The organism is Pseudonocardia sp. C8, assembly GCF_014267175.1.
GTDB lineage: Bacteria > Actinomycetota > Actinomycetes > Mycobacteriales > Pseudonocardiaceae > Pseudonocardia.
In genome coordinates this window covers 3763989-3790026 of record NZ_JACMTR010000002.1, presented here as the reverse complement: position 1 = coordinate 3790026, position 26038 = coordinate 3763989, and the positions used below count along the sequence as shown (strand labels likewise).

Sequence of the window (26038 nt, the reverse complement as noted above, 5' to 3'; positions counted from 1 at the left end):
CCGGTGCCGCTACGGCCGCCATCGCATCGGGAGAATCCGGTGGGGACGTGGCCCTCGGCAGGTGGCGAACGCGACCCGGCGGCGTGTGAGAGCGACGCTAGGGCGGGAGGTTCTTGCCGTCCAACACGAAGTGGGCCACCCTTTGATATCTCTGGATGACACAGTTCCTCGGAGTCGTGCCACGGTGAGCGACTCGATTCGTCCTACCGTCGGCGACGGTACGGGCGGGGGCGACCTACGAGGCATGACGGCACGGAGCGGAAGCAATGGAGCTCAGGCACCTGCAGGCGTTCGTCGCCGTCGCCGAGGAGCTGAACTTCAGGCGGGCGGCGGAGCGTCTGCAGATGGCTCAGCCCCCGCTGTCGCAGCAGATCAAGCGCCTCGAGCGGGACCTGGGTGTACCACTGTTCCGTCGCACCACCCGCCAGGTCGTCCTGACCTCGGCCGGTGAAGCGTGTCTTGTCGAGGCCCGCAACGCGCTCGATGCGGCGTCGGCGATGTTCCGGGTGGGCAAGCAGGCCGCCCAGGGACATCTCGGGTCCGTCCGGCTCGGATTCACCGGGCCGGCCTCGTACGAGGTCCTGACGGTGGTGGCCGAGACCTTCCGTCAGCACCGTCCGGGCGTTCGGCTGGAGATCGGGCAGCCCGCATTCAGCGGTGAGCTCGTCGAGGCCGTACGCAAGGCCGAGATCGACATCGCGCTGGTGCGGCTCCCGCTCGATACCACCGGGCTGGCAGTACGCACGATCGCAACGGGAGCCATCTGCGTGGCCCTTCCCCAATCCCATGCGCTCGCGACGGCCTCGCGGGTGGACCTGCGGCAACTCGCCGACCAGCCTCTGATCGACTATCCGTCTCAGCGTGGCGTGGTGTTCTCGGGGGCCGTTCGCGCCGCCTTCGTGCAGCGGGGACTCGCGCCGAATGTCGTGCAGGAGGCCCCGGACACCTTCACGCTGATGCTGCTCGTCGGTGCCGGCGCGGGGATCGGTTTCGTGCCGATGTCGGTGAGCTGTCTGGCCGCACCGGGGGTCGTGCTCGTGCCGGTCGACGATCTTCCCCCGACCACACTGGGCATGGTCTGGCGCCAGGACACGCACAATCCCGCCCTGCGCGCACTGACCGACCTGCTGGACCGGATCGCACAGGAGAGCGAGGAGCTCGCCTGAGCGCCCGCATGCAGGTCGACCGGCCCAGATCAGCGGGCATTATGCCCACCACGATTATCAATGCGTACGACCGTTGGTGTTAGACCCCACACGGCCGTCGATATAGCGTGCGCCGCATCACACGGCGGCACGTGCTCGACCCTGTCGAGAGGATTCTCGCCGCGATCCGACGAGCGGTACGCGTGGCACCGGCAGTCGATCACTTCTCCCGCAGAGGAGCTCGCAGATGCGGTCAAGGAAACTTCCCGACGACGAGAAGATGGCCCGGAAGGCGGGCGTGGCATCGTTCGTGGGAACGACGGTGGAATGGTACGACTTCTACCTCTACGGAACCGCCTCGGCGCTGGTCTTCGCCCCGTTGTTCTTCTCGAACGTGTCACCCGCGATCGGTGTCCTGCTGTCGTTCGCCACGTTCTGGGTCGGCTTCCTGGCGCGACCGGTCGGCGGCATCGTCTTCGGTCATCTGGGTGACCGGGTCGGGCGCAAGCACGCCCTCATCGTCACCCTCCTGCTGATGGGGGCTGCGACCTGTGGCATCGGCCTGCTGCCGACCTACGGTCAGATCGGCGTCACGGCCCCGATCCTGCTCACCCTGCTGCGGGCGCTCCAGGGTGTCGCCGTCGGTGGCGAGTGGGGCGGGGCAGTGCTGATCGCCACCGAGCACGCCAGGAAGGACCGTGGAGTGCTGTTCGGAGCTTTCGCGCAGCAAGGATCACCGACCGGACAGATCCTGGCGACCCTGTCGTTCCTCCTGGTCACGCAGCTGCCGCACGGTGACCTCCACGCGTGGGGCTGGCGACTGCCCTTCCTGGCCTCGGCGGTCCTCGTGGTCGTCGGGTTGATCATCCGACTGCGCATCGAGGAGACCCCGGCCATGGCCGCGGTCAAGGCAGGGAACAAGGCCGCCCGGGTACCGGTCCTCGAGGTGCTGCGCAACCACATCGGCACCGTCCTGCTCGCGGTGTGTGCGGCATCCATCGCCTTCACCGCGGGCTACTTCAAGAACACCTTCGCCCTGTCCTGGGCCACCAACGAGGTCGGATTCACCAAGGACACGTTCCTGAGCGTGGTACTGATCGCCACCCTCACACAGTTCGCGGTCCAGCCGTTCGGTGCGATCATCGCCCATCGCTGGGGGATCCGACGGACGGCGACGGTGTTGCTGCTCGCCGAGTTGCCGTTGCTGCCGCTCATGTTCTGGCTGATCAGCACCGGTGACTACTGGCTCGCCGTGGTGGGAATGGTCCTGGCGACGCTCCCGCACGTCATGTTCTACGCGCTCCTGGCCGGCCTGCTGGCGCAGGCGTTCCCGGCCCCGGTCCGATACACGGCGATCTCGTTGGCCTACGGGCTGGCCGGAACGCTGCTCGGGGGGACCGCGCCCGTTCTCGGGCAGGCGTTGCTGACCGGTTTCGGGACGATCACGCCGGTCGTCGTCTACGCGATGATCACGGTCCTCCTGTCCTTGGCCGGGACCCATGCGCTTCTCGCAGTCTCGCGCCGGCGCGCCCGGGACGCGGAGCACGAGGCCGCCACGCCGTCGACGGCGACGTCCGGGCACTGACCTGCGACGTGGGGACGTCTCATGGCCGGTGCACACCGGGCCGGCCGGACGGAAGACTGCGATGTGGTGCCGAGGCTCAGCCACGCATCCGGTACCGCAGCAGCACCAGATCACCCATCGGGCGCGCCTCGACCAGCACCATGCGGTGGTCCGGGCGCTGCGGGAACCCGCCGTCGCGGACGAAGCGGGGTGCCCGCGAGTCCCCGACGAAGAACGGCGCGACAACCACGTGCAGCTCGTCCACCAGCCCGGCGGTGAGGAACGCCGTGTGCACGGTGCCGCCGCCCTCGACGAGCACCCGGGTGACGCCGCGCCGGGCGAGGTCGGCGAGCACGTCCGCCGGACCGGGCCGGCCACCGGTGACCGGGCAGGGGTCCACGACCTCGGCGGCGTCCCCGAGCTGCTGCTGCAACCGGGCCGCCGCCGAGCCCGCCGTGTAGACCACGACGGGGCCCGCGCCGGGGGTGAACACCGCCGCCGCCGGGTCCAGGTCCCCGCGGGCCGAGAGGATCACCCGCAGCGGTGTCGGCGGACGCCCGGCGGCGACCCGCTCGTCGCGCCGGCGGGGGGAGCGGACCCGCAGGCGCGGGTCGTCCGCGCGGACCGTGCCGGCGCCGACGAGGATCGCGTCGACCTCCGCGCGCACGCCGTCCACCCGGTCCAGGTCGTCGGCGTCGGACAGCGTCAGCGTGCGGGGGCCGGCGTCGTCGATGTAGCCGTCCAGCGACATCGCCACCGACGCCAGCACGAACGGCCGGCCGTTCCGTCCCTCCGTCGGCATGCACCTCACCCGAGCGCGACCGGTGTCTCGACCAGTGTCGCCCCGGTGGCGTCGTCGCGCACCGCCACGGCACGGACCAGTGCGGGTTCGATCAGGGCGGACCCGGCGACCGGCGGCGCGGGCGGATCCCGGGGCGGGGCCGTCCGCCAGTGCGCGGCGGGGCGCGCGGTCCCGTCGGCACCGACGACGACCAGCGTGCAGTCCCGCCCAGGCGGGACCCCGCGGAGAGCAGCCTCCACCCGGACCCAGCCGTCGGCGGGGGCGAGGCTCGCCGTCATCCGGACAGCCCCCTGCTCCCCGGTGACGGTGCGGGCACCCGGTGCCGCGGCGAGCACCGCCCCGGCCGGGCCGGGCGCGGTGAGCCGCCCGGCGACCACGCCGCCGCCGACCAGGGCCAGCACCGCGGCCGCGGCCGCCGCCCACCGTCCCACCCGCCGGTTCGGCGTTCCACCACCGGACCGGCGCCGGGCCCGCCGCCGCGGGTGACCGCCGGCCTCGGGCAACCGGTGGTCGCCGGCCGGCGACCCGCCGATCTCGCGCAACGCCCGCCGCAGCGGGAGATCACGGGGTGGCGGGCCGTCGACCAGCGTCTCCGGGGGGACGCCGGCGACCAGGTCCGCGGTCTCCCGCGACCGCGCCCACTCGGCCCGGCACGCGGCGCAGGTACGCAGGTGCCGATCGACGGTCTCGGCCTCGGCCGGGGTGAGCAGGCCGAGCGCGTGCGCGGCCAGCAGCTGCGGATCGTGCCCGGTCATCGGCCACCGCCCTCGGTCGTCCGGTCGTGCGCGAGCAGCTCCCGCAGAGCACGCAGGGCGTAGAACGAGCGCGACTTGACCGTCCCCTTCGGGATGTTCAGCGCCAGGGCCGCGCCGGCCAGGTCCTGGCCGTGCAGGAAGATCTGCTCCAGCACGGCCCGGTGCTCGGGCGAGAGCGCGCCCAGCGCCCGGTGCACGGTGATCGAGGCCGACACCGCGTCGGCGTGGTCGGGCCCCGCCGGTTCCCGGCCCCCGTCGGCGGGCACCTCGGCGGGGCGGGCCCGGCGGCCCCGGGCCCGGTCCACGACCAGGTTGCGCACCACGGTCAGCAGCCAGCCGCGCACCGAGCCGCGGTCGTTCTCCAGCACCTCCGGCCGGCGCCACAGCCGGATCAGCGCCTCCTGCACGACGTCCTCGGCGGCCACGGCGTCCCCGAGCAGCCGGGCCGCGTAGAGGTGCATCGCCCGGCCGTGCTCGGCGTACACCTGCTCGAGGTGATCGGCCGGCACCGTGCGGGTCACGCCGGATGACGCTACGCGCCCCGGCCGTCCCGTGGCCGCACCCCGCAGCGCCATCCGCGACTCCGGCGGGGCACCGCGCGGCACGTCCCACCGGTGCGGCCGGGTGGATAGGGTGCTCGCCGAGGACGGGGCCATGCCCGGAACACGGACGCCGCCCCGGTCCGGTTCACCCGGGAGGTCGGCATGGCCGGTACGGCACGCGCCTTCTGGCTGGCCGCCCCCGGCCACGGCGAGATCCGGACGGTCGCGGTGCCCGACCCCGGCCCGGACGACGTGCTCGTCCGCACCCGCTGCACGGGGGTGAGCCGCGGCACCGAGACGCTCGTGTTCCGCGGCGAGGTGCCGGCGAGCGAGCACGCCACCATGCGTGCCCCGTTCCAGGAGGGCGAGTTCCCGGCCCCGGTGAAGTACGGCTACCTGGCCGTCGGCGACGTCGAGCACGGCCCGGCGGAGCTGGTCGGCCGCACCGTGTTCTGCCTGTACCCCCACCAGAGCCGGTTCGTCGTGCCCGCCGCCGCGGTGACCCCCGTCCCGGACGACGTCCCGGCGGGCCGCGCCGTGCTCGCCGGGACGGTGGAGACCGCGGTGAACGCCGTGTGGGACGCCGCGCCGCTGATCGGGGACCGGATCTCCGTCGTCGGGGCCGGGATGGTCGGCTCGTGCGTGGCCGCCGTCCTCGCCGGGCTGCCCGGCGCCCGGGTCGAGCTCGTCGACCCGGACCCCGGGCGGGCGGCGGTGGCGGCCGCGCTCGGCGTCGGGTTCGCCGCACCCGACGACGCGGCCGGCGACCGGGACGTCGTGCTGCACGCCAGCGCCACCGGCGCCGGCCTGCAGACCGCGCTGGACCTGCTGGGGCCGGAGGGCGAGGTGATCGACCTCAGCTGGTACGGGACCCGCCGGGTCGACCTCGCGCTCGGCGGGTCGTTCCACAGCCGCCGGCTCGCGGTGCGGGCCAGCCAGGTCGGGACGGTCTCGCCGCGCCGCGCCCGCCGCGGCTACGCCGACCGGATGAAGCTGGCGTTGCGACTGCTCGCCGACCCGCGGTTCGACGCCCTGGTCGGCGACGAGTGCCGGCTCGAGGAGCTGCCGGCGGTGCTGGCGCGGATGGCGGCCGGTGAACCGCCGGCGCTCTGCGTCCGTGTACTCCACGAGGACGCCCGCCACCGGGACGTCCGACACCGAGAGCCGTCACCGCACCGGGAGCCGCGTTGTTCAGCATCACCGTCCGGGACCACGTCATGATCGCGCACAGCCTGCGCGGGGAGGTGTTCGGTCCGGCACAGCAGCGCCACGGGGCCACGTTCCTGGTCGACGCCACGTTCCGGCGCCCCGACCTCGACGCGGACGGGATCGTCGTCGACATCGGGCTGGCCACCGCGCAGCTGGGCGAGGTGCTGGCCGACCTGCGGTACCGCGACCTCGACGAGCACCCCGAGCTCGCCGGCGTCAACACCACCACCGAGTTCCTGGCCCGCCTGATCGCCGACCGGCTCGCCGACCGGATCGGGGCCGGGGCCCTCGGCGCGGGCGCCGCCGGCCTGACCGGGCTGGTCGTGACCCTGCACGAGTCGCACGTCGCATGGGCGAACTACGAGCGGTCGCTGTGACCGCGCCCTGCGCGGAACCCGGCAGGACCGCCGTGCACGTGGTCGTCCCGGCCGGGATCGACGACCCCCGCTCGCCCAGCGGCGGCAACGTCTACGACCGGCGGCTCTGCGCCGGGCTGGCAGCCCTCGGCCGTCCCGTGCACGAGCTGGTGGCCGCGGGCGACTGGCCGGACCCGGACCCGGCCGCGCGCGAGCGGTTGGACCGGCTGCTCGCCGGCGTCCCCGACGGTGCCGACGTGCTGCTCGACGGCCTGGTGATCTGCGGCCTGCCGGACGTGCTCGCCCGGCACGCCGGGCGGGTCCGGACGGTCGTGCTCGTCCACCTCCCGCTCGGCGACGAGCGCGGCCTGCCCGCCGGCGTCGCGGCCGGGCGCCGCGACCGCGAGCGCGCCGCGCTGCACCTCGCCGCGGCCGTGGTCGCCACCGGGCCGTGGACGGCGCGGCGGCTCGTCGCCGAGCACGGCCTGCCACCCGGCCGGCTGCACGTCGTGCCGCCCGGGGCGGACCCGGCCCCGGTCACCGCCGCCGGCCCGGCCGGGACCCGGCTGCTGTCCGTCGGCGCGCTCACCCCGACCAAGGGCCACGACCTCCTCGTGGCCGCGCTCGCCCGGTGCACCGACCTGGACTGGACGGCCCGGTTCGTCGGCCCGGACGACCGCGACCCGGCGCACGCCGCCGCGGTCCGCGCCGCCGTCGACCGGCACGGCCTGGCCGGGCGGATCAGCGTGGACGGGCCGTGCACCGGGCGCGCCCTCCGGGACGCCTACGCCGGCGCGGACCTGCTGGTGCTGCCGTCACGGGCCGAGTCGTACGGCATGGTCGTCACCGAGGCGCTGGCCCGGGCCGTGCCGGTGCTGGCGACCGCGGTCGGCGGGGTGCCGGAGACGCTCGGGGGCGACGGCGACCTGCCCGGCCTGCTCGTCGAGCCCGGGGACCCGGCCGCCCTCGCGGACGGGCTGCGGACCTGGCTGACCGACCCGGCGGTCCGGGCGGCCGCGCGCACGGCCGCCCACGAGCGCCGGACCGCGCTCACCGGTTGGGCGGAGACGGCGCGCCGGATGGACCGGGTGCTGGCGTGACGGCGCCCCTGCAGGGTCCGGCCGGCTCGCCGGCGTGCCCACCGGCCTGGCTGGCGTTACGGGAACCGGCGGACGCCGACGCCCGGTCCACCGCACTCGCCGGCGAGCTGCGCGACCTCCGCGCGCCGCTGACCGTGCGGGACCTCGGCTGCGGGACCGGGGCGATGGCCCGCTGGCTGGCGCCGCGGCTTCCCGCGACCCAGCACTGGATCCTGCACGACCGCGACCCCGGCCTGCTCGGGCACGCCGTCGCCGGGCTGCCGGTCGGGGTCACCGGTGAGACCCGCTGCGGGGACGTGGCCCGGCTGGACGCCGCCGCACTGGCCGGGACGTCGCTGGTCACCGCGTCGGCTCTGCTCGACCTGCTGACGGCGGCGGAGGTCGAGCAGCTCGCCCGGGCCTGCGCCGGGGCCGGCTGCCCGGCACTGCTGACCCTGACCGTGACCGGGCAGGTGCGCCTCGACCCGCCCGATCCGCTGGACCGCGACCTGGCGGCCGCGTTCGACGACCACCAGCGGCGGCGGACCGGCGGGCGGCGCCTGCTCGGCCCGGACGCGGTGCCGGTCGCGAACGCCGCGTTCGCCCGGCACGGCGCGCGGGTCCGGTCGGCGCCGACGCCGTGGCGGCTGGGTCCGGACCGGGCCGCGCTGCTGCGCGAGTGGCTGGCGGGCTGGCTGGACGCGGCGTGCGCGCAGCGGCCGGAGCTGCGCGGGCCGGCCGCCGGGTACCGGGAGCGGCGGCACCGTCAGCTGGCGGAGGGCCGGCTCACCGTCTCGGTCGGGCACGCGGACCTGCTGGCGCTGCCCGGCGCCGCCGGACCGGCGGGGGAGCGGACATGACCGCGGTACCGCGGTCGCGCGGGTGGCCCGGCGGGGGAGCGGGCGTGACCGCGGCACCGCGGTCGCGCGGGTGGCGGCGCGCCTGGCGGGTGCTGCGCCCGGCCGCCGGGATCGCGCTGCTCGTGCTGCTGGCCGCGCAGGTCGGCGCCGGTGCGGTGCTGGAGCGGCTGGCGGCCGTGGAGATCACGACCGTGCTGGCCGCGCTCGTGCTGGGCGCGCTGGGCACGGCGTGTACCGCGTGGCGGTGGTGCGCGGTGGCCCGGGCGCTGGGGCTGCCGTTGCGCTGGGGCGAGGCGGTCGGCGAGTGCTACCGGGCGGCCTTCCTCAACTCGGTGCTGCCGGTCGGCGTCCTCGGTGACGTGCACCGGGCGCTCGGGCACGGCCGGCGGGTCGGGCAGGTCGGCGGCGGGGTCCGCGCGGTGGTGCTGGAGCGGCTCGCCGGTCAGCTGGTGCTCGCGGCCGTCGCGGTGGCCGTGCTCGCCGGGCAGCCGGCCCTGCTGCGTGCGGCCGGCGCGCTGGTGCCCGGCGGGGCCGGCCCGCTGCTGCTCGCGCTGGTGGTGGCGGTGGCCGCGGCCGGATGGTCCCTCCGGCGGCGGCTGGCCGGCGTCGCCGCCGAGGTCCGTGCCCTGCTCCGGGCCGGGCCCGCGGCCGCGGTGTTGGTGGCGTCCGCGGCCGGGCTGGGCTGCTACCTGGCGATGTTCGTGCTGGCGGCCCGGGCGGCCGGATCGGTCACCGGGCTCGTCGAGCTGCTCCCGCTGCTGGTGCTGGCGATGGTGGCGATGACGTTGCCGCTCAACGTCGGTGGCTGGGGCCCGCGGGAGGCGGCGGCGGCCTCCGGCTTCGCCGCGGTCGGGCTCCCGGCCGCCGAGGGCCTGGCCACCGCCGTGATCTACGGCGTGCTCGGCCTGGTCGCGTGCGCGCCGGGCGGGTTGGTGCTGCTGCGGCGCGCCCGCAGCACGGCCGGGGGCTCAGCCGGGAGCGAGCGCTCGCAGGTGACCCGCGAACGCCGCGACCAGGGCGTCGAGTACCGCGCGTCCCTTGCCGGCCGTGGCCAGCGAGGGCCTGCCGACCACCCCGGAGTCCGTGTACGCCTGCAGCCCGCGGCTGAGCAGGTGCGGTCGCTCGTCGGCGTCGTGGTCGGCCCCGGCGAACCCCGGCCGCACCTGGTCGGGGTGGGTGTGCAGCAGGATCGAGGTCTCCAGCTCGCCGGCGTGCATGTCGGCGGCGTGCGAGGTGACGATCCCGGCGGCCGCCCGCGCCGCCACCCAGTCCTCGCCGCCGGGGAACAGCGCCATCGGCAGCGGGCCGACCGAGGCCTCCTGCACGACGTTGCGCAGGACGTGGTTGCCGCCGTGGCCGTTGACCAGCACCAGCGCGGGCACGCCCGCGGCGCGCAGCGAGGCGGCGACGTCGGTGACGACGGCGGTCAGCGTGGCCGCCGAGATGCTCACGGTGCCGGGCCAGGCGGCGTGCTCGTGCGAGCACGAGATCGTCACCGGGGGCAGCAGCCGGACCGGGTACGCCCGTGCGACACCACCGGCGACGGCGCACGCGACCAGGGTGTCGGTGGTCAGCGGCAGGTGCGGGCCGTGCTGCTCGAAGCTCCCCACCGGGAGCACGGCGGCCGTGACGGGACGGCCGCGGACGTCCAGTGTGGTGTCGGTCGGGAGGGGATCCATGCCGGCGAGGTTGCCACTCGCCCGCCCGGTGACGGAGGAGGAACGGTGGACGAACCGGATCGGGGCGGTCTGCTGGAGGTCGCCGAGTCGCAGCTGACGACGCGGCACGGACGGTTCCGTGCGGTCGCGTTCCGCGAGGACGACGACGGGCCCGAACACCTCGCCCTGGTACACGGCGAGCCGGCGGCGGCCGCCGCCGCGCTGGTCCGGGTGCACTCCGAGTGCCTGACCGGCGACGTCTTCGCGGCGCTGCGCTGCGAGTGCGGTGACCAGCTGGCCGCCGCACTGGACGCCGTCGTCGCCGAGGGCTGCGGGGTGATCGTGTACCTGCGCGGGCACGAGGGCCGTGGCATCGGGCTGCTGGCGAAGATCCGGACCCACGTGCTGCAGGACGGCGACGGCCTCGACACCGTGGACTCCGCGCTGGCGCTCGGGCTGCCGGTCGACGTGCGCGACTTCGGCGCGGCGGCCGCCGTGCTGCGGTACCTGGGGGTCGGCGCGGTCCGGCTGCTGACCAACAACCCGGACAAGGCCGCGGCGCTCACCCGGCACGGGATCCGGGTGGCCGAGCGCGTGCCGCTGCTGGCACCGGTGACCGAGCACAACGCGCGGTACCTGTCCGCGAAGCGGGACCGGCTCGGCCACCACCTGCCGCACGTGGACGGGGCGGCCCCGGGCAACCGCGTCCGGTAGCGGCCGACCGGACGAGCGAAACCGGCGCCGGGCGGCTCACCAGATCCGGACCCGCCGGCCCGGCTCGGTGAACAGCGCGTCGGTCTCGGTGACCCCGAACGCCTCGTGGAAGGTGTCGAGGTTCGTCACGACCGCGTTGCAACGCAGGTCCGGCGGCGAGTGCGGGTCGGTCGCGAGCCGGCGGATCGCCTCCGCGTCCCGGGTGACGGCCCGCCACACCTGCGCCCAGCCGAACAGGACCCGCTGCTCGCCGGTCAGGCCGTCCAGCACCGGCGGTTCGGCGCCCTCGTTCGCGATCCGGTAGGCCTTCAGCGCGATGGTGAGCCCGCCGAGATCGCCGATGTTCTCGCCGACCGTGAGCGCGCCGTTGACCTTGTGGTCGGGCAGCCCCATCGGGGACAGCGCGCTGTACTGGTCGATCAGCATCTGCGCGCGCGAGTCGAACTCCTTGCGGTCGGCCTCCTCCCACCAGTCGGTGAGGTTGCCGTCGCCGTCGTAGCGGGAGCCCTGGTCGTCGAAGCCGTGCCCGATCTCGTGGCCGATCACCGCGCCGATGCCGCCGTAGTTCGCGGCGTCGTCGGCGTCGGCGTCGAAGAACGGCGGCTGCAGGATCGCGGCCGGAAAGACGATCTCGTTGAGCCGCGGGTGGTAGTAGGCGTTGACCGTCTGCGGGGTCATCAGCCACTCGTCGCGGTCGACCGGGCCGCCGAGCTTCGCGTACTCGAAGTCGTGCCGCCACTCGGCTGCCCGGCCCGCGTTGCCGAGCAGGTCGGCCGGGTCGATCTCGAGGGTCGAGTAGTCCTTCCACTTCGCCGGGTACCCGATCTTCGGCGTGAACTTGCCGAGCTTGTCGAGGGCCCGCTCGCGGGTGGCCGGGCTCATCCAGTCCAGCGTGGAGATCGACTGCCGGTACGCCTCGACGAGGTTGGCGACCAGCTCCTCCATCCGGTCCTTCGCCCGCGGGGGGAAGTGCCGCTCGACGTACAGCTTGCCGACGGCCTCGCCGAGCGCACCCTCGACCAGCGACACGCCGCGCTTCCACCGCTCGCGCAGCTCCGGGGTGCCGGACAGGGTGCGGCCGTGGAAGTCGAAGTCCTCCTCGACCAGGTCCGAGGACAGGTACTCGGCGCAGGACGACGCGACCTGCAGCGCCAGCCAGGCCTGCCACTGCTCGAGCGGGCGGTCCGCCCACAGCGCCGCGGCGGCGGTGACGAAGCTCGGCTGCCGGACGATCACCTCGTCGTAGGCGTGGGCCGGCACCCCGAGCGCGGTCTCCCACTCCGCCCAGTCGAACCCGGGCGCGCCCGCGCGGAGCTCCTCGCGGGTCATGAGCGTGTAGGTCTTCTCGGCGTCACGGTTGGTGACCCGGTCCCAGGATGCCGCGGCGAGCGCCGTCTCCAGGTCCATCACCTGCTCGGCGACCCGCTCCGGCTCGGCCAGGCCCACCAGCCCGGCGAGCCGCCGCAGGTGCTCGACGTAGGCCGCGCGGATCTCCGCGGAGCTCTCCTCCCGGTAGTACGCCTCGTCGGGAAGGCCCAGCCCGGCCTGGTTGAGGTTGACCAGGTAGCGGGACGAGTCCTTGGCGTCGGTGGCGATGAACTCGCCGAACAGGGCGGCCCGCCCGTCACGCTGGCGCCGGCCCAGCACGGCCGCGAGTTCCGCCTTGCCGGTCGCGGCGTGGATCTCGTCCAGCAGCGGGCGCAGCGGATCGACGCCGAGCTGCTCGACCCGCTCGGTGTCCATGAAGGACGTGTAGAGGTCGCCGACCTTGCGGGCGTCCGGGCCGGAACCGGGTGCACCCGCCGCACACTCCTGGACGATCTCGCGCACCTGCTCCTCTGCGCGGTCGCGCAGCACCCGGAACGCCCCGTCCTGCGAGCGGTCCTCGGGGATCTCGTGGGTCGCCAGCCACCGGCCGTTGACGTGGGCGAACAGGTCGTCCTGCGGGCGGATGTCCGGGTCGACCCAGGCCAGGTCGAGGCCGGAGTGCTTCGGCTCGGTGGTCGTCATGGCGCCCATCCTGCCTGCCGGGTCCGACGGTTTCGAGGAGCCCTCGCGGGCTACCGGGCCGTGCGCCGCCACGGGCGCCGGCGGGGTTCCGGTTCCGGGTCGTCCTCCAGCGGCGCGGCGATCGCCAGCCGGCCGACCTGCTCGCCGAGCACCTGGAGGTGGACGCGGACGTCGTCGTGCGTCGGGTCCAGCACCGCCTGCTCGGCGATCTCGGCGGCCTGGTCGACCGAGCGCTTGAGGGACGCCTTCGCCTTGTCGAGCCGGTTGGCGATCCGCTTCGCAGGCGGCTCGGTGATCCGGTACCGGGCCGGCTCGATCGAGTCGCCGACCGCGGCGAGCCGGTGCACGGCCTCCAGCTCGGTGTCGAGCCGCTTCCCTATCTCGGCCAGCCAGGACCGGATCTGCACGGCGGTGATCACCGCGGTGATCCGGTGGTACCGGTTGACCTGCTCTGTGCAGTCGGCCACGTAGCTCCTCCAGTACCGCGACAGCGGGGCGGGCGATGGCTCGGCGGCGGGTCGCAGGCGGGGCACGCGTACAGGGTGCCCGATGATCGCGGCCGGTCGTGGCACGGGGCGGGGCGCCCGGTATCGTCGGCGCCGCCAGATTGAGCATTCAACTACTGAGGGGGGTTTCCGATGCGTGCGCTCCCCGCTCCCGTCGCCGACGCCGCCCTGCTGGCCGCCCGGCTCCTGATCGGCGCCGTGCTCGTCGCGCACGGCCTGCAGAAGCTCGGTCGCGGTGTCGGCGGGGTCGCCGACGGCTTCGCGGGCATGGGCGTCCCGCTGCCGACCGTCTCGGCCCTGTTCGTCATGGTCGTCGAGAACGTCGGTGGCGTCCTGCTCGTCGCCGGTGCCGCGACGACCGCGGCCGGGCTCGCGACGGTCGTCGCGATGGCAGGGGCGTTCCTGTTCGCGCACTTCGGCACGACCGTGTTCGTCGCCGACGGCGGGTGGGAGCTGGTCGGGGTGATCGCGGCCGGTGCGCTCGCGCTCGCCGCCGCCGGGCCGGGCCGGTTCTCCGTCGACCACCTGCTGGCGGGCCGCGGTGCGGCTGCGCGCGAGCCGGTCGCGCCCCACCGCGGCTGACGCGGTTCGATCACCGAGGGAGCCGGCCCCAGCCGGCGCGACGGGTTCCGTGTCGGCAGGTGTGCCGGGTGGATCGCTCCGGCGAGCGTGCCACCTCTTCCCGTCAGTCGCCGATTCCGAGAATGCGGGCTCCGAGTCGCGTCTCGCGGCCCGATCCTCCGCATCGGCCGCAGTGTCGCCACGACTTCGTGTAGACCGCCCCGTACTGCCGCGGGCTTCCCTTGCACCGGCCGCACCTCGAGTACGGGTGCAGGTACAGCGAGGCGATGTAGCCCAGGAGCAGGAGCCCCACGATGATCAGCAGGGTCTGTCCGCCGTTGCCGCCGCCCTGTGCGGCAGCAGCCATCACGAATGCAGCCATGTGTCGCCCGCCCCCCCGGCACCGTCGGCGTCCTGCCGACCGATCTCCGAGATTACGTCCGGGTATCGCAACTCCGTTCCGGAATCGTCACGGTTGACGATCAACCTCGACGGTGTACGGCCGGGTGGCCCTGGGCCGCTGGGCCGGGCTGCCGAGCAGTCAGTCCTTCAACCAGGCGTACGCGGTCTGCCGGGAGATCCCCAGCGCCGCGGCCATCGCGCTGATCTCGCAGCCCGCCGCGCGACCCGCGCGCAGCAGCTCCCGCTGCCGGTCCCGCAGCGCCGCGAGCTCGGCCCCGGTCTCGTGCATCCGGGTGAGCAGCGCCTCGGCGTCGCCGGAGGTGCGCTTCCGCCCGGCGCCGGGCCGCGGCCACGACCGGACCTCGCCGGCGTCCCACACCTTGCGGCCGTCCGGGCCGGGGTCCGGCAGGGGCGCGGGCGCCTGCCCGCGGCTGACGTAGGAGTTCCAGGTGCCCACCTGCACGCCCCAGTGCGCGGCGCACTCGTCGCTGGTCCACGTCGTCACGGGGGACAGCGTCGCAGAGCCGCGGTTCTCGGTCCTCGAGGACGTCTGCAGAGGGTCGCGGCGGCTGGTCGGCGCGTTCGCGCCCGGGCGGGCGAGAACGTGCAGCTCACCCTAGGGGTGGAGAGCTGATCAGCACGTTCTCGTCGGTGGGAGGGCGGGAACGTGCGAGTCGCCCGGTGGCAAGGAATCGATCTGCACGTTCTCGCCCCGCGTGGGGCCGGAGCGTGCGACTCACCCGGGCTCATGGACTCGATTTGCACGTACTCGCCGCGGAGGGCGGGACCGTGCGAGTCGCCCTGGCGTGGGGAGTCGATCAGCACGGTCTTCTCGTGCGGAGGGCGGGAGTGTGCGAGTCACCCGGGCTCATGGAGTCGATCTGCGCGTTTTCGCCTGGCGGTGGGCGGGAGTGTGCGACTCACGCGGTGGCAAGGAGTCGAGTTGCACGTTCTTGCCGGGCGGAGGGCGGGACCGTGCGTGTCGCCGTGGCGTAGGGAGTCGATCTGCACGTTCTCGTCCCGGGCGGGGCGGGAACGTGCGACTCGTCGGTCGACACGGAGTCGATCAGCACGTTCTCGCCGGGAGAGGGTCGGGACCGTGCGAGTCGCCCGGGGCATTAGGTGTTGATCTGCACGTGTTCGCCTGGTGCGGGGCGGGACCGTGCGAGTCGCCCGGGTCGCCGCGAGCCGTGGCTCCCCGGCGGTCAGGCCGGCGTCGATCCGGCGCGAGCCGCGGCACCTGCCGGGGGCGGCGGTCCCAGCTCCGCCCGCACCCCGAGCAGCCGCACCGGGCGATCCGGGTCCAGCTCGTCGAGCAGCGCCGCGGCGACGGCCGCGATCGCGCCGGCGTCCCGCCCGGGCGGGTCGAGCGCCCGGCTGCGGGTGGTCGTGCGGAAGTGGCGGGTCCGGACCCGGATGCCGACCCGGACGCAGTCCCGGTCCTCGGCGACGACGTCGGCCGCGACCCGGTGGGCCAGCGTGTGCAGCTCGGCGTGCAGTGCGGACCGCTCGGTGAGGTCGGCGGGGAAGGTCGTCTCCCGGCTGCGGGAGCGCGGCACCCACGGACCGGTGTCCAGCTCGGTGCGGCCCATCCCGCGGCCGAGCGAGACGTAGTACGGCCCGCGGTTCGGCCCCAGCCGGGCCGCGACGTCGCCGGGGCGGGCCTCGGCGAGCGCGGTGACCGTGGTGATCCCCAGCTCGGCGAGCGCCCGCGCGGTGGCGCGGCCGATCCCCGGCAGCGCCTCGGGCGGGTCGGAGCCGAGGGTGGCGAACCAGTTCGCGGCGGTGAGCTCGTGGATGCCGCCGGGCTTCGCGTAGCCGGTCGCGGTCTTCGCCCGCAGCGTGTTGTCCCCGATCTCGACGGCGCAGGACAGTCCGGTGCTCGCCACCGTCTCCCGGATGCGGCGGGCGAGCGCCCACGGCTCGCCGTCGGTGCCGACGAACGCCTCGTCCCAGCCGATCACCTCGACCGGCTCGCCGAGGTCACGCAGCAGGCGCATCACCTCGTCGGAGACCTGCTCGTAGTACGCCTTGTCCGAGGGGAGGAACACCGCGTCGGCCCCGGCGAGCCGGCGGCGGGCCAGCCGCATCGGCATGCCGGACCGGACGCCGTGGGCGCGGGCCTCGTACGACGCCGTCGCGACGACCGTGCGTGCCTCGGGGTCGTCGAGCTGCTCCGGCTCCCCGCCGACGACCAGCGGCCGCCCGGCGAGCTCCGGGTGGCGCAGCAGCTCGGCCGCGGCCAGGAACTGGTCGAGGTCGGCGTGCAGGATCCGGCGGCTCACGGTGCGAGGATGCCGGACCGGGCCGGCGGTCAGGGCCGCAGCGCGGTGACGACCCAGCGCAGCGTGGAGCGGTCGGTGCAGGTGGCGAGCAGCTCGGCCTGCTCGACGGCCGCGGTGTCGTGGCGGCGGGCGTCGAACAGGTCCTCGACAACTCCCGGGACGTCCAGGTGCTCACCACGCAGCGCCTGCTCCGGGCCGGGCAGCCGCAGCCGGGCGATCAGCAGCCGCAGCGCCCGGAAGCCGATCACCCGCATGCCCGGTGTCAGCAGGGGAGAGGGCGGCCCCGGCACCAGCCCCGCGGTGGCCGGGCGGCCCGGCAGCGGGACGGCGCCGGGCGGCGCGCCGGGCAGCGTCACCGCGGACACCGCGATCACGCCACCGTCGAGCAACGCCCAGGCGTCGATCGCGGGCCGGTGGGTCTCGCGGCCGGACGCGGCGGGCAGGTCCTGCGCGGAGAGCCAGCGGCGCAGCCGCGGGCGGAGGTCCCAGCGGACCTCGAACACCCCGCTCCCGAGGTCCGACGGGACGAACACCTCGTCCCAGCGCGGACCCCCGACACCTGTCTCGGGCTGGATCGCCATCTCGTCCCCCGGGGCCGCTCGCGAGTCCGGCCGGGCCACGCACGCCCACGTGGCGTGACGCAGGTCACGCGCGGGCCGGGTTTCCAGGATACGTGCCGCCGAACGGGTGCGCAGGCCAGCGCGAACGGCTGTACCCACTGAGGTGAGGGGCGACCGCGAACCGCCGACGGATCGCCGACGGACCGCGCCGGTGCGGGCGTCCGGGTGACGGTCCGCCACCGGATCGGGTGGCGGTCGGTGGCGCGTGACACGATCGTGCGACCCCGCCGGGTCCGGTAACGAGGCAGGATGTGGCCAGCGATCCACAAGTGACGGCGACGTGGAGGCGACATGGACGGCCAGTGGAACAGGACGGCGGCGGTGCACCCCGGGCTCGTCCCGGCGGCCCGGCGCCCGGTGGAGGACCTGCCGTCGGGTCGTGGCGTCGTCGACGCCGAGCGGGGCCGGGTGCTGGCCCGGTACGCGCGGCTCATGCGGTCCGGGCGACCCGAGGTGTGCCGCCCGGGGCGCCGGGAGATCGAGGAACGCGAGCGGCTCGGTGCGGGTGGTCTCGCCGGCAGCGACGGCAAGGTCATCTACCCGGACCGGGCCGCCGCCGAGTGCGCGGCCCGCGAGCTGGAGGCGCTCGGTGGACGCCCGCAGCGGGCCTACCTGTGCCGGCGCTCGAAGCGCGGGCACTTCCACCTGACGACCGACCAGGTCGCCGAGCGCCGGCGGACCCCGGCCGAGCTCATCCCGCGTCCGCGTCGCGGCGACTGAGCCCCCTGGTCGCGTCCGGCCGTCCGTCGGAGGGCATGGCCAGCACCGCGGCCATCAGGCGGGGGATCAGCCCGTCCCCGAAACGGTGGCCGAACTCGGCGTAGGCGGTGAGCTCGCGGTGCACCAGCTCGCCCACCGGTCCCGGGAGTGCGCGGCGGGCGTGCCCGGCCGCGGCCCGGTAGCTGGCCTTCTCGTGGAAGGCGAGACCGGGGGCGTCGCCGGTGATCGGGGGCTGCCCCGGGAACAGCTTGATCGTCACGGGAGCCTCCTCCGCGGCGCGCCCAACGTGATCCGCACAGTGTCCGCGCCCGCCCGGCGCGGGGCGTCGTCACGCTTGACGAAAGCCTGGTGTGATGCACGGCACATGCTGATCCTCTAGCGTGGGTGTGGTGACGGTCACCCGTCACGCCCGAACCGAGGCGGACCCACCGCACGCCGACGCATCGGAGGACCCCGAGTGAACCCGCATCTGCTGGAGGAGCGAGTCGCGACCGTCAGCCGTACCGGCCTGGCCGACCCGGCCCGCGCCCGGCTCGCCGCGCACAAGGCGACGGCTGACGCGTGCCGGCGGCGCACCCTGGAGCGTCGCGCCGACCTGGAACGGATCCTCGCCGGCGGCGAGGGCGGCGCCGACGCGCTGGACCTGATGCTGGAGCTGGACGCGCTGGAGCGCGTGCAGGACCGCATCGACCAGCGGCTGTCCGAGCTGTGCGAGTCGCTGACCGAGCCGGCGGTCCCGCGCTACGGCGACGCGCAGCCGCTGTAGATCATCCACACACCCGCACCGGCCGTGGTTCGATGGCGGCGAGACCGCCGTCGAACCACGGGGAGAGCACGTGCGCGCAGTACAGGTCGTCGAGCTGGGAGGGCCGTCGTCGGTCCGGGTCGGTGAGGTCGACCCGCCGGTGCGTGGGGACAGCGAGGTCCTGATCGACGTGGCGGCGGCCGGGGTGAACTTCCCGGACGTCCTGCTCACCAAGGGCCTGTACCAGTACAAGCCGGAGCCGCCGTTCACGCTCGGCTCGGAGTGCGCCGGGACGGTGCGCCAGGCCGCACCGGACAGCCGGTTCGCGCCGGGGGACCGGGTCGTCGCGTTCACGATGTCCGGCGTGTTCGCCGAGGTCGTGTCGGTGCCGGAGCAGATGGTGCTCCCGCTGCCCGACGAGGTCGGGTTCGCGGCGGGCGCCTGCCTGCCGATGAACTACCTGACCGCGCACTTCACCCTGGAGGTCCGGGGCGGGCTGCGGGCCGGGGAGACCGTGCTGGTGCAGGGTGCGGCCGGGGGCATCGGGACCGCGGTGATCCAGCTGGCCACGGCGCTCGGCGCCACCGCGATCGCGGTGACCTCCACCGAGGCCAAGGCGGAGGTGGCGAAGCGGGCCGGTGCCGCGCACACGGTCGCTGCCGACGGGTTCAAGGACGCCGTCAAGGAGATCACCGGCGGGGCCGGCGTCGACATGGTCGTCGACCCGGTGGGTGGTGACCGGTTCACCGACTCGCTGCGCTGCCTGGCCCCGCTCGGCCGGCTGCTGGTCATCGGGTTCACCGCGGGGGAGATCCCGACCGTCAAGGTCAACCGGCTGCTGCTGAACAACATCGACGTCCGGGGCGTCGGCTGGGGCGCCTACGCGCTGGGCCGGCCGGACTTCCTCCGCTCCGAGTGGGAGGCGCTCCTGCCGCACCTGCGCTCCGGCGCGCTGGACCCCCTGATCAGCGAACGCTTCCCGCTGGAGCGGGCGGGTGACGCGCTGGCCCGGATCGACGACCGGGTCGTGACCGGAAAGGTCGTCCTCGAAACCTGACGGGCCTCAGCCGGCCGGTTCCAGGTTCTGCCGCACCGGGGTTCGCGGGTGCGGGGTCTCCGGGGGCCGGCCGGCCGCCGGGTCGCGCGGGGCGGGGGCCGGGCCCGACCAGTGCGGCCGGGGCCCGGGTGCGGCCACGACCGGCTCGGCGACGTGCAGCCGGTGCCGGGCGGCCACGGCCCGGCCCGCAGGCCCGGTCTCGCCGAGCGCGTGCAGGGCGAGCGCCCGGTGCGCGGGAACCTCGCAGCGGCGCAGGAACCGGTCCAGCTCACGCACCGCGTCCCCGGTGGCCCGGGCGCGGGCCCAGGCGGCCAGCTCGGCCTCGGCGACCTCCTGGCGCACCCCGCTCATCCGGACGCAGACGTACTCGAGGTCCTCGTCGGCGAGCTCGCCGGGCGCGGGGACGTGCACGCCCTGCTCCAGCAGGTACTCGTGGACCGCCCACAGGCCCATCGGGGTCAGGGTGACGACCGTCGGGTCCGGGTCGTCCCGGTGCGCGATCCGGGCGAGCTCGTCGAGCTCGTCGGCGTCCAGGGTCTCGGTCAGCTCGATCGCCCCGAGCAGCTCGCAGGCGTCCAGCAGCGCGGTCACGTCCCGCCGCCACAGCCGCTGCTCGACGTCCCCGGCGAGGTCGTCGACCACGCAGCCGGCCTCGTCGTTGACGGTGTCGCGGACCTGGCGGTGGAAGTGCTCGAGCGGGACCGGGCCGCCGCCCGTGCCGTAGAGGCCCACCCACAGCATCGGGAACGCCTCGGACATCGACATCCCGAACAGCGACGGGGCCCCGAACACGTCGGTGCCGCCCAGGTTGTCGCCCAGCCGGCCGACCGACTCGAACACCCGCCGCCACAGCTCGATCGGGCGGTTCAGCAGCGGGCCCGCGCTCTTGACCGGCAGCAGCCGGCCGCGGACGACCCGGACCAGCCGGGCGGCCCGCGCCCAGCGCAGGAGCAGCGAGACCTCCGGCAGGTCGTCGCTGGTGCGGGCGGTCTCCCGGTAGAGGTGGTCGAGCTGCAGGTGCGCGGCGAGGTCGAGGGCGTCCGCGCGGCCCAGCCGGCCGTCCGAGGTGAGCCTGCGGCCCGCCCGCACCCACACGGTCAGCTTGCGCAGCAGGTCGAGGCCCTCGGAGCGTTCCGCGGCCTCGACCAGGGTCGCCGCGCTCGGCATCGGGACCGGCGGCAGCTCCGGGTTCCACTCGGGCCGCTCGGGACGGGCCGCGTCCCGGCGCATGATCTCGGCGAGCGCGTGCCGGTCGACGTCGGCCTCCCCGGCGCCGGCCCGGTCCAGGAACCGCTGGACGGCGACCGGGTCGGCCGGGTCGACGCCGTTGCGGTGCAGCTGGACGCCCCAGAACTTGCCGAGGTCGTAGTTGCGCTCGTCGGCGAGGCCGTCGTGCAGCGCGGGGGTGGAGTCGACCACCTGGCGGTGCAGGGCGTCGACCGGGGACGACTGCGGGTCGAACCAGTCGTGGTCGTCCAGGAAGTCGATCAGGGCGTGGAACGCGGGGGCGACGTCGTCGGGTTCCAGGACCGTCACCTTGCGCGGGAACCACATGCCGAGCGCGTCCGCGATGTGCGCGCGGGTCCACCGGCCCAGTCGCCGGTCGCGCGCGTACTTGTAGTCGACGGCCGCCGCGACCAGCGCGGTGTCCACCTCGACCCGGCGCCGGCGCGCCCACACGAGGAACTGCTCCAGGAGCCTGCTCCGGGCCTCGGCATACCCCTGGTCGTCCCCGGGGGTGAACACGAGACGCATCCGGCCCACTGTGTCAGGTCCCTCCATCCGTTCCGTCGCGGGGTGGTCGATGATCCACTCCGGCTGCGGCGCACCGCGGCCGATGCTCTCCGGCGCACACGGGACCCGCGGCCCGGAGGGTGCTACCCGTGCAACGAGCGGGTGCGGCGCCGGTGACTCCCCGGCCGTTCACCGGACCCGTTCGGGACGCTGCCACGGACGGCGGCGGCCGGACACCCGCAGAGGGTGTCCGGCCGCCGTGTCCGTGCGCCGACGAGGTACTCAGTCGCCGCCGACCGGGCTGTCCTTCCGGTCGGATCCGGTGTCCGGGTCGTCGGGTGCGATCGGGCCCTCACCGGGCTCGAGCATCGTGTACCCGGGGCCGGTGCCGGGTCCGTTGACCCAGCCGCCCTCCGGCGGCTCCTCCTTGTAGTCCGGCGGGAACGCGCCGACCTTGACGTAGAAGTCGTCGCCGTGCCGGTCGGTGGCCCAGTCCACGGCCTGCTCCAGGACCTCCGCGCCCTTCTTCTCCCGCAGGATCAGCGGGTCACGGCGCAGGTCGCGGTACAGGGCCATGCAGAGCATGACCATGATGACCACGAACGGGGCGGCGACCAGGATGGTGAGGTTCTGGATGCCGGACAGGGCGTCCTCGCCGCCGGTGACCAGCATGAGCACGGCGACCGCGCCCATGACCGAACCCCAGAAGATGACCACCCAGCGGCTCGGCTCGATCGTGCCGCGCTGCGACAGCGTCCCCATCACGATGGAGGCGGCGTCGGCACCGGAGACGAAGAAGATGCCGACCAGCAGCATCACCAGGAACCCGGTCGCGGCCGCCCACGGGTAGGCGTTGAGCAGCTCGAACAGCTGGACGTTGGAGTCGTCGGAGAACTGCACGCCCTGCTGGGACTGGGTGATCGCGGTACCGCCGAACACGGAGAACCAGACCAGCGAGACCAGGCTGGGAGCCAGGATGACCCCGCCGACGAACTCGCGGATGGTGCGCCCGCGCGAGATGCGGGCCAGGAACATGCCGACGAACGGGGTCCAGGAGATCCACCAGGCCCAGTAGAAGACCGTCCAGCTCGACAGCCACTCCAGCATCGGCTCACCGCCGACGGCCTCGGTGCGGCCGACCATCTCGAAGAAGTCGGAGAAGTAGGCGCCGATCGAGGTCGGGATCAGGTCGAGGATGATCACCGTCGGGCCGAACACGAACACGAACAGGGCCAGCAGCGCGGCCAGCACCATGTTGATGTTGGACAGCCACTGGATGCCGCGGGCGATCCCGGAGACCGCCGAGAGGATGAACGCCGCGGTGAGCACCACGACGATCGCCGCCAGCACGCCCGGCCCGACCGCGCCCTCGGTCCAGCCGGCACTCTGCATGCCGCCACCGATCTGGAACGCGCCGATACCCAGCGAGGCCGCGGAACCGAACAGCGTCGCGAAGATCGCGAGGATGTCGATGACCTTGCCGATCGGGCCCTCGGCGGCGCGCTTGCCGATCAGCGGGATGAACGCCTGGCTGATCAGCTGCTTGCGGCCCTTGCGGAAGGTCGAGTAGGCGATCGCCAGGCCGACCACGGCGTAGATGGCCCACGGGTGCAGGGTCCAGTGGAACAGCGAGGTCGCCATGGCGACCTGCATGGCCTCGGTGCTGCCCGGCGCTGCCGTCCCCGGCGGGGTGGAGGTGGTGAAGAACGACAGCGGCTCGTTCACGCCGAAGAACATCAGTCCGATGCCCATGCCGGCCGAGAACATCATCGCGATCCAGGAGACCGTCCGGAACTCCGGCTCCTCGGTGTCGGTCCCCAGCTTGATCCGGCCGAACTTGCTGAACGCCAGGAACAGCGAGAACGCGACGAAGCCCGTCGCGGCGAGGATGAACCCCCAGCCGCCGCCCCGCATCACACCGCTCAGCAGGGTGGTCGCGGTGTTCGCCAGGCTGTCGGGGGCGACGATCCCCCAGGCGACGAAGATCAGGGCGAGCGCCGCGCCCACCCCGAAAATCGTCCAGTCGGTGCGTGACCGACCTTCACCGGACCCGGCAGTGCCGGCGTCCGTGCGTGGTTCCGCCTGTGTCATGACAGGTAACGCCCCTCGGGCGCGTCCCCCCTCCCAGTTGAAAACGATGAAACGTGCACAAGTCGTGGCCGGGCAAGTGTAGGGACCCAACCGGGCGGTGTCGTTGCACTACAGGCCGCCCGTGCGGGTCGTTCCTGGTCATGGGCCCGCGGCCGACTGTTGCGATTCGATATAGCCGTCCTGTTTGTCCGGTTTCATCCGGTTCGGTGGTGCCAGCCCGACTCGTGGACACCGCCGGGTACCGGCGCCGCCGGGTCGTACGGCGTCCGGGTGAAGACGAACGTGGCCAGCCACAGATGGCCGTCGGCGATCCGCAGCGTCTCGCCCGCGAAGTAGCCGTCCAGGCCGACCCACGTCCCGTCCGGGCCCGGGCGGAACCGCGACGTCCGTCCGGGACGGCCCAGCCCGCTCAGGTGCAGCAGCCCGCCCGGGACCGCGCGCAGCACGTACGGCGACGGTCCCCAGAACCACGGGCCGAGCAGCGCCGGGTCCACCGGCGACGGCTCCGGCGACCACTCGTCGACGATGCGGGGCTCGGCCGCGCGCAGGTCGGCGAGCAGCCCGGCGCCGAGCCCCGGGTCCATTCCCGCGGTCGTGTTGCCCAGGGCGAGCGCGCCGGTGCCCTCCTCCCGGTCGACCCAGAGCCCGGCCAGGAAGCCGGGCATCGAGCCGCCGTGCCCGACCAGGGTGGCGCCCTCCACGCGGTGCACCTGCACGCCGAGGCCGTACGCCGCCCACACCGGCGACGACGCGTCGATGCCGGCCGGGACCGTCATCTCCTCGACCGTCGCGGGGGACAGCACCCCGCCGGTGTCCCCGAGCAGGAACGCGCCGAGCCGGGCGAGGTCCCGCGCGGTGCACCACAGCTGCCCGGCCGGGGCCATCACCCCGGCGTCGTGCTCCGGCTCGGCGAGGACGAGATCCGCCCACGGGTGGACGGCGTGTCCCGCCGCCGCGGGGTCCTGCGGCCGGGTCGAGGTACGGGTCATTCCCAGCGGGAGCAGGACCTCGTCGCGGGCGACCTCGGTCCAGCACCGCCCGCGACGGCGCGCGACCAGCTCACCGAGCAGGCCGAAGCCGAGGTTGGAGTAGTGGAAGCGGCGCGCCGCGGGCAGTACCCGGTCGTCGTCGGAGAGGCCCAGCTCCGCCAGCGGGCCGCCGGGCGTGCGCTCCCACCACAGCCCCGGGCTCTCCGCGCCGGCGCCGGCGAGGTGCGCGAGCAGCTGGCCGACCGTCCGGTCGCCGAACGGGGTGCCGGGCAGGTGCGTGTCGAGGGGGTCGTCGAGGTCGAGCAGGCCCTCGTCGCGCAACCGCAGCACGGTGACCGCGCAGACCGTCTTGGTGATCGACCCGATCCGGTACTGGACGTCGTCGGCGTCCGCGCCGCCGGGCAGCGCGCCCCGGCCGGCGTGCCAGGCCAGCTCGCCGTCGCGGACGACCCCGGCGACGAGGGAGGGCACGCGGCCATCGCGCTGGGCGCGGGCGACGCGGGCGAGCAGGGTGCGCTGGGTGGTGGGGAGCAGTACGGGCACGCTCCCGCACCGTAGTCAGGACGGCGACGGCGGCGCCGGGGGCTCCTGCGGCGGGTCGTCGCCACCGCTCTTGTCGCCGTCGGACTTGTCGCCCTCGGCGAGGAAGCGCTCGAACTCGGCCGCCAGCTCGTCCCCGCTGGGCAGGTCGCCCAGGTCCGGCCCGCTGCCGGGTTCCCCGGACTCGCGGGCGGCCGCGACCTGGTCGTACTGCTCCTCGAGGGCCTTCACGACCTGGACGACCTCGTCCGACTCCGCCATCTGCTCGGCGATCTCGGCATCGGCCTGCTCGGCGGCGCGGGTCAGCGTCTCGGTCGGCAGGTACAGGCCGCCCGCGAGCCCCGCGTGGTCCAGCAGCACCCGCGCGGCCTGCGGGTACGCCGAGCGCGCCAGGTAGTGCGGGACGTGCACGGCGAAGCCCATCGCGTCCTGCCCGGCTTGGCCGAGCCGGTACTCCATCAGCGCGACCGCGCTGCCCGGGACGTCCGCCGTCGCGAACCACGGGGTGTGGCCCTCGACCAGCTCCTGCCGGGTCGCGTGCGCGGTGACCCCGATCGGCCGGGTGTGCGGGACCGCCATCGGGATGCCCTGCAGGGTGATGACGAGCCGGACCCCGAGCTGCTCGACGAGCAGCCCGACCGCGGCGACGAACCGCTCCCACTGGGCGTCCGGCTCGGGGCCGGACAGCAGCAGGTACCGGGTGTCGGCGGTGTCGGTGACCGCGACGACGTCGAGCGACGGGGCGTCGTAGTCGGCCCAGTGGTCGGTCTCGAACCGCAGGGGCGGGCGGCGGGAGCGGTAGTCGACGAGCTGGTCGACGTCGAAGGTGGCCACCGTGGTGGTCTCGCGATCGTCGGTGAGCGCGCCGACCGCGAGCGCGCCGGCGTTCCCGGCGTCCACGAACCCGTCCAGCACGACGATCAGGACGGGCTCGTCGAGCTGCGGCGCGGCCGGATCGACCTGGTAGAGCTGGGCGGGATCGAGCACCGGCGTCCTCCGTGTCGTGGCGTGCGCGGCCGACCCTATCCGGCCCCGGCGGGTGGTGGGCTCGCGGACGGTGGTGTGAAACCGGCCGTCCGGGCGGGTACCCGGCG

General features: G+C 74.6%; 25 protein-coding genes and 1 pseudogene. 12 read left to right on the top strand and 14 right to left on the bottom strand.

From position 1 onward, the window contains the following. The first annotated feature begins 266 nt into the window (after positions 1-266). A complete protein-coding gene (locus H7X46_RS18075; protein WP_186360520.1) occupies positions 267-1166 on the top strand; it encodes a LysR substrate-binding domain-containing protein in 900 nt (299 codons plus the stop codon). Between the two features lie 226 nt (positions 1167-1392). Further along, positions 1393-2730, top strand: a complete 1338-nt coding sequence (locus H7X46_RS18070; protein ID WP_255426161.1) for an MFS transporter — start codon at positions 1393-1395, stop codon at positions 2728-2730. A gap of 76 nt (positions 2731-2806) precedes the next feature. Here H7X46_RS18070 and H7X46_RS18065 read toward each other — a convergent pair whose 3' ends face one another. Genes H7X46_RS18065 through H7X46_RS18055 form a run of 3 tightly spaced genes read right to left on the bottom strand, consistent with a single transcriptional unit; the run spans position 2807 to position 4787 of the window. After that, the gene (locus H7X46_RS18065) at positions 2807-3511 is read right to left on the bottom strand and encodes a dihydrofolate reductase family protein (RefSeq protein ID WP_186360519.1); all 705 of its coding nucleotides are present in this window, start codon (positions 3509-3511) and stop codon (positions 2807-2809) included. 5 nt (positions 3512-3516) lie between these two features. Beyond that, on the bottom strand, positions 3517-4266 hold the full coding sequence (locus H7X46_RS18060; protein WP_186360518.1) for a zf-HC2 domain-containing protein: 750 nt from the start codon (positions 4264-4266) through the stop codon (positions 3517-3519). Next, positions 4263-4787 carry a sigma-70 family RNA polymerase sigma factor gene (locus H7X46_RS18055; protein ID WP_370588836.1) on the bottom strand — a complete coding sequence of 175 codons (525 nt, stop codon included), beginning with the start codon at positions 4785-4787 and terminating at the stop codon, positions 4263-4265. The genes H7X46_RS18060 and H7X46_RS18055 overlap by 4 nt, the downstream gene beginning before the upstream one ends. A gap of 183 nt (positions 4788-4970) precedes the next feature. Between H7X46_RS18055 and H7X46_RS18050 the strand changes: the two genes are divergently transcribed. The 5 genes and pseudogenes from H7X46_RS18050 to H7X46_RS29830 form a co-directional block, all read left to right on the top strand. Continuing rightward, the gene (locus tag H7X46_RS18050; protein WP_255426160.1) at positions 4971-6029 is read left to right on the top strand and encodes a zinc-binding alcohol dehydrogenase; all 1059 of its coding nucleotides are present in this window, start codon (positions 4971-4973) and stop codon (positions 6027-6029) included. Continuing rightward, a complete protein-coding gene (locus H7X46_RS18045) occupies positions 5996-6394 on the top strand; it encodes a 6-carboxytetrahydropterin synthase (RefSeq protein ID WP_186360516.1) in 399 nt (132 codons plus the stop codon). Before H7X46_RS18050 ends, H7X46_RS18045 begins: the two co-directional genes overlap by 34 nt. Further along, positions 6391-7473, top strand: a complete 1083-nt coding sequence (locus tag H7X46_RS18040) for a glycosyltransferase family 4 protein (RefSeq protein WP_370588835.1) — start codon at positions 6391-6393, stop codon at positions 7471-7473. Before H7X46_RS18045 ends, H7X46_RS18040 begins: the two co-directional genes overlap by 4 nt. After that, positions 7470-8312 carry a class I SAM-dependent methyltransferase gene (locus H7X46_RS18035; protein ID WP_186360514.1) on the top strand — a complete coding sequence of 281 codons (843 nt, stop codon included), beginning with the start codon at positions 7470-7472 and terminating at the stop codon, positions 8310-8312. The genes H7X46_RS18040 and H7X46_RS18035 overlap by 4 nt, the downstream gene beginning before the upstream one ends. Then, positions 8309-9166, top strand: a pseudogene (locus tag H7X46_RS29830) (lysylphosphatidylglycerol synthase domain-containing protein); the annotation flags it as partial. The gene H7X46_RS18035 and the pseudogene H7X46_RS29830, both read left to right, overlap by 4 nt. Before the next feature lie 114 nt (positions 9167-9280). Here H7X46_RS29830 and H7X46_RS29825 read toward each other — a convergent pair. Continuing rightward, positions 9281-9991, bottom strand: a complete 711-nt coding sequence (locus tag H7X46_RS29825; RefSeq protein ID WP_255426681.1) for a creatininase family protein — start codon at positions 9989-9991, stop codon at positions 9281-9283. Between H7X46_RS29825 and ribA the strand changes: the two genes are divergently transcribed. Next, on the top strand, positions 9893-10684 hold the full coding sequence (gene ribA / locus H7X46_RS29820) for a GTP cyclohydrolase II (protein ID WP_370589077.1): 792 nt from the start codon (positions 9893-9895) through the stop codon (positions 10682-10684). The two genes, H7X46_RS29825 and ribA, sit on opposite strands and share 99 nt — an antisense overlap. A 36-nt stretch (positions 10685-10720) precedes the next feature. On the opposite strand, the gene H7X46_RS18025 is transcribed toward ribA, so the two are convergent. Beyond that, positions 10721-12694: a M13 family metallopeptidase gene (locus tag H7X46_RS18025; RefSeq protein WP_186360513.1), complete on the bottom strand. Its 1974-nt coding sequence runs from the start codon at positions 12692-12694 to the stop codon at positions 10721-10723. Positions 12695-12744: 50 nt separating this feature from the next. Next, entirely contained in the window at positions 12745-13161 is a 417-nt protein-coding gene (locus H7X46_RS18020) for a hypothetical protein (RefSeq protein WP_186360512.1), read from the bottom strand. 171 nt (positions 13162-13332) lie between these two features. Between H7X46_RS18020 and H7X46_RS18015 the strand changes: the two genes are divergently transcribed. Continuing rightward, positions 13333-13782, top strand: coding sequence for a DoxX family protein (locus tag H7X46_RS18015; protein ID WP_186360511.1), 450 nt, complete (start codon positions 13333-13335; stop codon positions 13780-13782). A gap of 520 nt (positions 13783-14302) precedes the next feature. Here the strand turns inward: H7X46_RS18015 and H7X46_RS18010 are convergent. The 3 genes from H7X46_RS18010 to H7X46_RS18000 all read right to left on the bottom strand — a co-directional run bounded on the left by H7X46_RS18010 (position 14303) and on the right by H7X46_RS18000 (position 17029). Continuing rightward, a complete protein-coding gene (locus H7X46_RS18010) occupies positions 14303-14668 on the bottom strand; it encodes a hypothetical protein (RefSeq protein ID WP_186360510.1) in 366 nt (121 codons plus the stop codon). A gap of 700 nt (positions 14669-15368) precedes the next feature. Continuing rightward, a complete protein-coding gene (locus H7X46_RS18005; protein WP_186360509.1) occupies positions 15369-16448 on the bottom strand; it encodes a DNA polymerase IV in 1080 nt (359 codons plus the stop codon). A gap of 29 nt (positions 16449-16477) precedes the next feature. Next, positions 16478-17029, bottom strand: coding sequence for a hypothetical protein (locus H7X46_RS18000; protein ID WP_186360508.1), 552 nt, complete (start codon positions 17027-17029; stop codon positions 16478-16480). A gap of 330 nt (positions 17030-17359) precedes the next feature. On the opposite strand from H7X46_RS18000, the gene H7X46_RS17995 reads away from it, so the two are divergent. Beyond that, positions 17360-17788, top strand: a complete 429-nt coding sequence (locus H7X46_RS17995; protein WP_186360507.1) for a hypothetical protein — start codon at positions 17360-17362, stop codon at positions 17786-17788. Here the strand turns inward: H7X46_RS17995 and H7X46_RS17990 are convergent. Next, a complete protein-coding gene (locus H7X46_RS17990; RefSeq protein ID WP_186360506.1) occupies positions 17760-18047 on the bottom strand; it encodes a hypothetical protein in 288 nt (95 codons plus the stop codon). The two genes, H7X46_RS17995 and H7X46_RS17990, sit on opposite strands and share 29 nt — an antisense overlap. Positions 18048-18245: 198 nt before the next feature. On the opposite strand from H7X46_RS17990, the gene H7X46_RS17985 reads away from it, so the two are divergent. Both H7X46_RS17985 and H7X46_RS17980 read left to right on the top strand, forming a co-directional pair. Further along, positions 18246-18554 (top strand): hypothetical protein, encoded by a 309-nt coding sequence (locus H7X46_RS17985; RefSeq protein WP_186360505.1) that lies wholly within the window; start codon positions 18246-18248, stop codon positions 18552-18554. Positions 18555-18624: 70 nt separating this feature from the next. Continuing rightward, positions 18625-19590 (top strand): NADPH:quinone oxidoreductase family protein, encoded by a 966-nt coding sequence (locus H7X46_RS17980; RefSeq protein ID WP_186360504.1) that lies wholly within the window; start codon positions 18625-18627, stop codon positions 19588-19590. Between the two features lie 6 nt (positions 19591-19596). Here H7X46_RS17980 and H7X46_RS17975 read toward each other — a convergent pair whose 3' ends face one another. From H7X46_RS17975 to H7X46_RS17960, 4 genes are all read right to left on the bottom strand, one after another. Next, on the bottom strand, positions 19597-21345 hold the full coding sequence (locus H7X46_RS17975; protein ID WP_186360503.1) for a hypothetical protein: 1749 nt from the start codon (positions 21343-21345) through the stop codon (positions 19597-19599). A gap of 261 nt (positions 21346-21606) precedes the next feature. After that, entirely contained in the window at positions 21607-23415 is a 1809-nt protein-coding gene (locus H7X46_RS17970) for a BCCT family transporter (RefSeq protein ID WP_186360502.1), read from the bottom strand. A gap of 194 nt (positions 23416-23609) precedes the next feature. Then, positions 23610-24938, bottom strand: a complete 1329-nt coding sequence (locus H7X46_RS17965) for a serine hydrolase (protein ID WP_222132126.1) — start codon at positions 24936-24938, stop codon at positions 23610-23612. Positions 24939-24962: 24 nt separating this feature from the next. Continuing rightward, positions 24963-25931 carry a PAC2 family protein gene (locus H7X46_RS17960; protein WP_186360500.1) on the bottom strand — a complete coding sequence of 323 codons (969 nt, stop codon included), beginning with the start codon at positions 25929-25931 and terminating at the stop codon, positions 24963-24965. Between the last annotated feature and the right edge of the window lie 107 nt (positions 25932-26038).

What these genes read in the sequence shown, in the direction of transcription:
- H7X46_RS18075 (WP_186360520.1), top strand. Translation starts at nt 267, where the DNA reads ATGGAGCTCAGGCACCTGCAGGCGTTCGTCGCCGTCGCCGAGGAGCTG.
- H7X46_RS18070 (WP_255426161.1), top strand. Translation starts at nt 1,393, where the DNA reads ATGCGGTCAAGGAAACTTCCCGACGACGAGAAGATGGCCCGGAAGGCG.
- H7X46_RS18065 (WP_186360519.1), bottom strand. Translation starts at nt 3,511, where the DNA reads ATGCCGACGGAGGGACGGAACGGCCGGCCGTTCGTGCTGGCGTCGGTG.
- H7X46_RS18060 (WP_186360518.1), bottom strand. Translation starts at nt 4,266, where the DNA reads ATGACCGGGCACGATCCGCAGCTGCTGGCCGCGCACGCGCTCGGCCTG.
- H7X46_RS18050 (WP_255426160.1), top strand. Translation starts at nt 4,971, where the DNA reads ATGGCCGGTACGGCACGCGCCTTCTGGCTGGCCGCCCCCGGCCACGGC.
- H7X46_RS29825 (WP_255426681.1), bottom strand. Translation starts at nt 9,991, where the DNA reads ATGGATCCCCTCCCGACCGACACCACACTGGACGTCCGCGGCCGTCCC.
- H7X46_RS18025 (WP_186360513.1), bottom strand. Translation starts at nt 12,694, where the DNA reads ATGACGACCACCGAGCCGAAGCACTCCGGCCTCGACCTGGCCTGGGTC.
- H7X46_RS18015 (WP_186360511.1), top strand. Translation starts at nt 13,333, where the DNA reads ATGCGTGCGCTCCCCGCTCCCGTCGCCGACGCCGCCCTGCTGGCCGCC.
- H7X46_RS18000 (WP_186360508.1), bottom strand. Translation starts at nt 17,029, where the DNA reads ATGGCGATCCAGCCCGAGACAGGTGTCGGGGGTCCGCGCTGGGACGAG.
- H7X46_RS17995 (WP_186360507.1), top strand. Translation starts at nt 17,360, where the DNA reads ATGGACGGCCAGTGGAACAGGACGGCGGCGGTGCACCCCGGGCTCGTC.
- H7X46_RS17975 (WP_186360503.1), bottom strand. Translation starts at nt 21,345, where the DNA reads ATGCGTCTCGTGTTCACCCCCGGGGACGACCAGGGGTATGCCGAGGCC.
- H7X46_RS17970 (WP_186360502.1), bottom strand. Translation starts at nt 23,415, where the DNA reads ATGACACAGGCGGAACCACGCACGGACGCCGGCACTGCCGGGTCCGGT.